This window comes from Microvirga sp. P4_A5, from assembly GCF_056402495.1.
Genome location: NZ_JBFUHH010000162.1, coordinates 1 through 5,138, shown reverse-complemented (window position 1 = coordinate 5,138; position 5,138 = coordinate 1). Strand labels below are relative to the sequence as shown.

Below are 5,138 nucleotides of genomic sequence, written 5' to 3'. Positions count from 1 at the left end.
GAAAAGACGTGGGTGGCCGGGTCAAGCCCGGCCATGACGGGGGAGAGGGCTGGGCGCATCCGTTGCCGCCGGCGCCGGGAACGCACCGCGGTCATCACAACCTCCCCGTCATCCCCGGGCTCGTCCCGGGGACCCACGACTTCCTCGCGACGTGGGTGGAAAAGACGGGGGTGGCCGGGTCGAGCCCGGCCATGACGTCGGAGGATGATAATAGGGGGAAGGTGATGGGGGACGGACGGCGGCTCGAACTCCGTCACCCGCCCGGACGGGTGATCGAAAACCGCGTCTCGGCTGTCGAGACGAAATAATCCCGGTAGCCCGCTCTTGCGATGGGGCGCATGGCGGCGGTGTCGACGAGGCCGTCGGTGATGAAGCGGTCGTCGATGTGGATGCCCACCACCTGGCCGATGACGAGGAAGTAGCCAGGCTCCCCACCCTCCAGCGGCACCAGCGGCACGGTCTGGAGGAAGCGGCATTCGAGCGCCGCCGGCGCGTCTGCGACCCGGGGCGGCTTGACGAGGCGGGAGGGGGCGGCGGCGAGGCCGGCGTGGATCATCTCGTTCTCGCCGCGGGGCAGCAATGCCGAGGTGGCGTTCATCTGGTGGCGCAGGTCCCAGGTGGCGAGGTTGCAGACGAATTCCTTCGTTTCCTCGATGAAGGTCACGGCGTCCTTCTTGCCGTGGGAGGAAAACGCCACCATCGGCGGGGTGTCCGACACCGCGTTGAAGAACGAATAGGGCGACAGGTTGATCTCGCCCTTCGCGCTCATGGCGGTGATCCAGCCGATCGGGCGCGGGGTCACCAGCGCCTTGAACGGGTCATGCGGCAGGCCGTGGGCGTTGCTGGCGGTCTCGTAGAACATCAGGTTAGAACTCGCTCACGATCTCGGCGAGCACCGGACGGGGGCGCTCGGTCGGCGTCTCGGCCGAGGTGCCGACATGAACGTAGCCGGCGATCCGCTCGTGCGGCGCAAGGCCCAGCGCGTCGAGCATCCGGCGGTCGAAGGAGGACCAGCCGGAGAGCCACACGGCCCCGTAGCCGAGGGCATTGGCGGCGTTGAGCAGGTTCATGCACACCGCGCCCGCCGACAGCACCTGCTCCCATTCGGGGATCTTGGCGCTCGGCTTCACGCTCGACACCACCGCCACCACGAGGGGCGCATGACTGAAGCGGCTGCGCTCGGTCGCCACCTTCTCGGGCTCGGCTTCCGGGTTGTCGGCCTGGAAGAATGCGGCCTGGATGTCGCCGAGGCGCTGGCGCGCGTCTCCCTGGATGAGGATGAAGCGCCAGGGCGCAAGCCTGCCATGGTCGGGCACGCGGGTCGCGATGGTGAGCAGGGTGTCGATCTCGGCCTTGGTCGGCCCCGGCTCGCCGAGCCACCGCGCCGCGACCGAGCGACGCGTGAGCAGGCTTGAAAGACTATCCTTCATGGGAGCTTCATCCATCGACGATTATGTGGAACAATGAACCCGGACGCGAAAACGCCAGGAGACGGGGCAGTTCATTTGCCTTGGTCTCGCCGTCTTGATGCGGTTCAGAGCGCAGGCATCCCGTGGGGGAGACGTTGCAGGCGAAAGCGGCAGCGGTTGTATAAGGGGAGTGTGGCAACACGCCAAGCGGGTTTCGGGCCCTTGGCCAGCGGCGACTGCCGGAACGGCAGCCTCGTGCGGCTTACGCGCTCTCGACCCGATCCGATGGGATTCATGGCGAAAAGCTGCTTCTGAACAATCCATGCGTACAATCTCCCCTGCCCCCGGCGGGCCGCTCACGTCCGGCATCTGGACGACCCGTCAGACACTCTTCGCGCTCGCGGCGATCCTCGCGATCTGGGCGGTGGCGGCGCTTGTCTGGCCGCTCACCGGGACCGTGGTGCCGTGGGATTCCAAGAACCAGTTCTATCCGACCCTGCGCTATCTCGGCGCGGCCCTCGCGCACGGGGAATTGCCGCTCTGGAACCCCTATCATTTCGGCGGCCACCCCTCGGCGGCCGATCCGCAATCGCTGCTGTTCACGCCCACGATGCTGCTCTTCGGCTGGCTGGTGCCGGAACCCTCGATGCAGCTGTTCGACGCCGTGGTGTTCGCCCATTTCCTGCCCGGCGCGCTGGCCTTCCCGTTCCTGTTCCGGCGGCGCGGCTGGCATCCCGCCGGCGCCGTGGTGGCGGCCATCGTCTTCATCCTCGGCGGCTCGGCGACCGCCCGCCTTCAGCATACGGGCATCATTCTCAGCTACGGCTATTTCCCGCTCGCGCTGCTGCTCTTGGAGGAGGCGCTCGACCGCCGCTCCTTCCGCGTCGGCGCGCTGTTTTCCGTCGTCGCCGCCATGATGGTGATCGGGCGCGACCAGGTGGCCTTTCTCTGCGCGCTGACCCTCATCGCCGCAGCCGTCCACCGCATCTGGACCGCGCCGCTGCCGCTCGCCTACCTGCGCTCGCGCGGCGGCCTTCTCGTCATGATGGCGGTCATCGGCGGCGCGCTGCTCGCCGTGCCGATCGTGCTGACGATGCAGTTCCTCGCCACCTCGACCCGGCCGTCCTTCGGCTTCGGCGTCGCCGCCATGGGCTCCCTCCCGCCGGAGAGCCTCGCCACCATCCTGTTCGGCAACGTCTTCGGCTCGCTGCGCTCGACCTACGATTACTGGGGCCCGGACTGGCATTCGCTGGCCGAAGGCACCTGGACCGACCGGGCGACGAACTATCTCTTCGTCGGCACCATCCCGGCCCTGCTCCTCGTCTGGCACGGGATCGCCGGAGGCCGGCTGCTCGCCCGCGAATTCCGCTTCTTCCTCGTCATCGGCATCGCGGCGATCCTCTATGCGCTCGGACGCTATACGCCGGGCTTCGAGATGATCTTCGATCACCTGCCGGGGGTCGATCTCTATCGCCGCCCGGCCGATGCGACCTTCCTCATCAACATCATCCTGGCCTTCGCGGCCGGCTATCTGGTTCACCGCTACGTGCGGGACGGCCTGCCGCGGTTCGACGCGGCGGCCATGGGCCGGTTCCGGGTCTTCCTGCCGATGCTCTCCGTCGGCCTCGTGATCGCCGCCATCGCCAGCGCCATGGTGTTCGCGCTTCGGGCCGGCCAGAGCGCCGCCTCCATGCGGGAAATCGGCGTGGCGCTTCTCGCCGCCACCGCCATCATGCTGCTGTTGAGCCGGGCGGGCGGCACCGCGCGCCTGCGCCATGCGGCCGCCATGGCGGTGATTGCGCTCACCGGTGGCGAATTGATCGCCCGACACGCGGCCTCGCCCCTCAACGCGGAGCCGGCGGAACGCTACGCGGTGTTCCGCCAGCTGCCGGCCGAGCAATTGCAGGGGCTGCAGATCCTGAAGCGCGAGCTCGCCGAGCGCAACGCCGCCGGCGACCATCCCCGCGTCGAGATCCTCGGCCTTGGCGGGCCGTGGCAGAACGCCTCGATGGTGCTCCAGATCGAGGACATCATCGGCTACAATCCGCTGCGCCTCGCAGATTATGAGCGGGCGGTAGGCCCCGGCGAAAACGCCGAGGACCCCAACCTTCGCACGTTCCCGGCAACCTTCCGGGGCTACAAGTGCCGGCTCGCGGGCCTGCTCGGCCTCGAATATCTCGTCCTCGACCGCCCCATCGAGCGGATGCCGCGCCATTTCCCCCGCCTCAAGGGCGCCGAGATCGTCTACGGCACCGGGAAGATGTGGGTCTATCGCCTTAACATCTCGAGCCCGCGCACCTATCTGGCGCATCACGTCACCCCGGTGGATTCCGAGGCGGTGCTCGACCAGGAGGAGCTGCCCGAGTTCAACCGCGAAACGGAGGTTCTCATCGACGAGCGCAGCATCGACCTGTTGAAGGCGCAATATTCCGCCGCGCCGACCACGCCCTCTAACGTGCCCTCCGGCCTCGCCGGCGAAGCGCGGATCGTCGCCTATCACCGCAACGCCGTGTCGATCGAGGTCGAGAGCCCGTCCGCCGGCGTCCTGGTGCTGCACGACGTGTATTATCCCGGCTGGGAAGTGCGGGTGGACGGCAAGCCGCAGCCGATCCTGCGCGCCAATCTGTTGTTCCGGGGCGTCGAGGTGCCTGCCGGCAAGCACCGGGTCGAGTTTGAATTTCGCCCGATTTCCTTCGATAATCTGATGGCCGCCGCCTCGGAGCTCGTCGCCCGCGAGATCGAGCCGATCAAGACCGCCGAAATTCCGCAGGTCCGCTAAGGGACCCCAAAACCAAGTTTGATTGTGAAAAAGTTTATTGCTGCCTTCGCTTTCGCGGCCCTGCTCTCCCCGGCTTCCGCCCAGTCGCCGGGGGTGCCATCGCTCATGCAGAACTCGCCGCCGATCTCGGTCGGGCAGGTCGCCGTCAGCGCCAGCGCAACGTTCGCCGACAACAACCAGCCGATCCGTTCGGGTCTCATCTGGCGGGTCTATGAGGACCGCGGCGACGTCGTACAGCCCACCCTCGTGACGCGGTCCAGCAACCCGACGCCCGGTTTCACGCTTGCTCCGGGCAATTACATCATCCACGTGGCCTATGGCTTCGCGGGCGCGTCGAAGCGGATCAGCGTGCAATCGGGCAACGTGTCGGAGCGCCTGACGATCAGCGCCGGGGCGCTGCGCCTGAAAGGCTCGGTCGGCGATAGCCCGATCCCGAACCAGCGCCTGTCCTTTGCGGTCTACGTGCCGCTGGCCCAGAACTCCGAAGGCCGCCTCGTTCTCTCCAACGGCAAGGCGAACGACCTCATCCGCCTGCCCGAGGGCACCTACCACGTGGTTTCCACCTACGGGGATGCCAACGCCATCATGCGCGCCGACCTGAAGGTGGAATCCGGCAGGGTGACCGAGGCGACCCTCAACCACCGCGCCGCCACCGTGACGTTGAAGCTCGTGGGCGCGGCGGGCGGCGAAGCCTTCGCGGGCACGGCCTTCAGCGTGTTGACGCCCGGCGGCGACGTGATCCGCGAAGCCATCGGGGCGTTTCCGTCGGTGACGCTGGCGGAAGGCGATTACGTGCTGATCGCCCGCCACGAGGGCAAGGTCCGCACGCGCGAGTTCAAGGTGGAAAGCGGCCTCGACCGCGACATCGAGATCATCGCAACGCCCTGAAGCCGACGGAATCACCTCTCCCCGCTGGGGAGAGGTCGAGCGAAGCGAGGGTGAGGGGAGGG

The 5,138-nt window shown here is 67.6% G+C and carries 5 protein-coding genes; 3 read left to right on the top strand and 2 right to left on the bottom strand.

Going from position 1 to position 5,138, the window contains the following annotated elements:
• Positions 1-308: hypothetical protein (locus tag AC1DVM_RS22435; protein WP_477258237.1), on the top strand; the 308-nt coding region annotated here is incomplete at its 5' end.
• Here AC1DVM_RS22435 and AC1DVM_RS22430 read toward each other — a convergent pair.
• Both AC1DVM_RS22430 and AC1DVM_RS22425 read right to left on the bottom strand, forming a co-directional pair.
• Positions 254-862 carry a flavin reductase family protein gene (locus AC1DVM_RS22430; RefSeq protein WP_477258235.1) on the bottom strand — a complete coding sequence of 203 codons (609 nt, stop codon included), beginning with the start codon at positions 860-862 and terminating at the stop codon, positions 254-256. The genes AC1DVM_RS22435 and AC1DVM_RS22430 overlap by 55 nt on opposite strands.
• Positions 863-866: 4 nt before the next feature.
• Positions 867-1,430 (bottom strand): nitroreductase family protein, encoded by a 564-nt coding sequence (locus AC1DVM_RS22425; RefSeq protein ID WP_477258233.1) that lies wholly within the window; start codon positions 1,428-1,430, stop codon positions 867-869.
• 301 nt (positions 1,431-1,731) lie between these two features.
• Between AC1DVM_RS22425 and AC1DVM_RS22420 the strand changes: the two genes are divergently transcribed.
• Together AC1DVM_RS22420 and AC1DVM_RS22415 are read left to right on the top strand one after the other, a co-directional pair.
• Positions 1,732-4,188 (top strand): YfhO family protein, encoded by a 2,457-nt coding sequence (locus AC1DVM_RS22420; RefSeq protein WP_477258231.1) that lies wholly within the window; start codon positions 1,732-1,734, stop codon positions 4,186-4,188.
• A 24-nt stretch (positions 4,189-4,212) separates the two neighbouring features.
• On the top strand, positions 4,213-5,076 hold the full coding sequence (locus AC1DVM_RS22415) for a hypothetical protein (RefSeq protein WP_477258229.1): 864 nt from the start codon (positions 4,213-4,215) through the stop codon (positions 5,074-5,076).
• The last annotated feature ends 62 nt before the right edge of the window (positions 5,077-5,138 follow it).

Excerpts from the sequence above, each read along its gene's own strand:
- AC1DVM_RS22430 (WP_477258235.1), bottom strand. The coding sequence starts at position 862 with ATGTTCTACGAGACCGCCAGCAACGCCCACGGCCTGCCGCATGACCCG.
- AC1DVM_RS22425 (WP_477258233.1), bottom strand. The coding sequence starts at position 1,430 with ATGAAGGATAGTCTTTCAAGCCTGCTCACGCGTCGCTCGGTCGCGGCG.
- AC1DVM_RS22420 (WP_477258231.1), top strand. The coding sequence starts at position 1,732 with ATGCGTACAATCTCCCCTGCCCCCGGCGGGCCGCTCACGTCCGGCATC.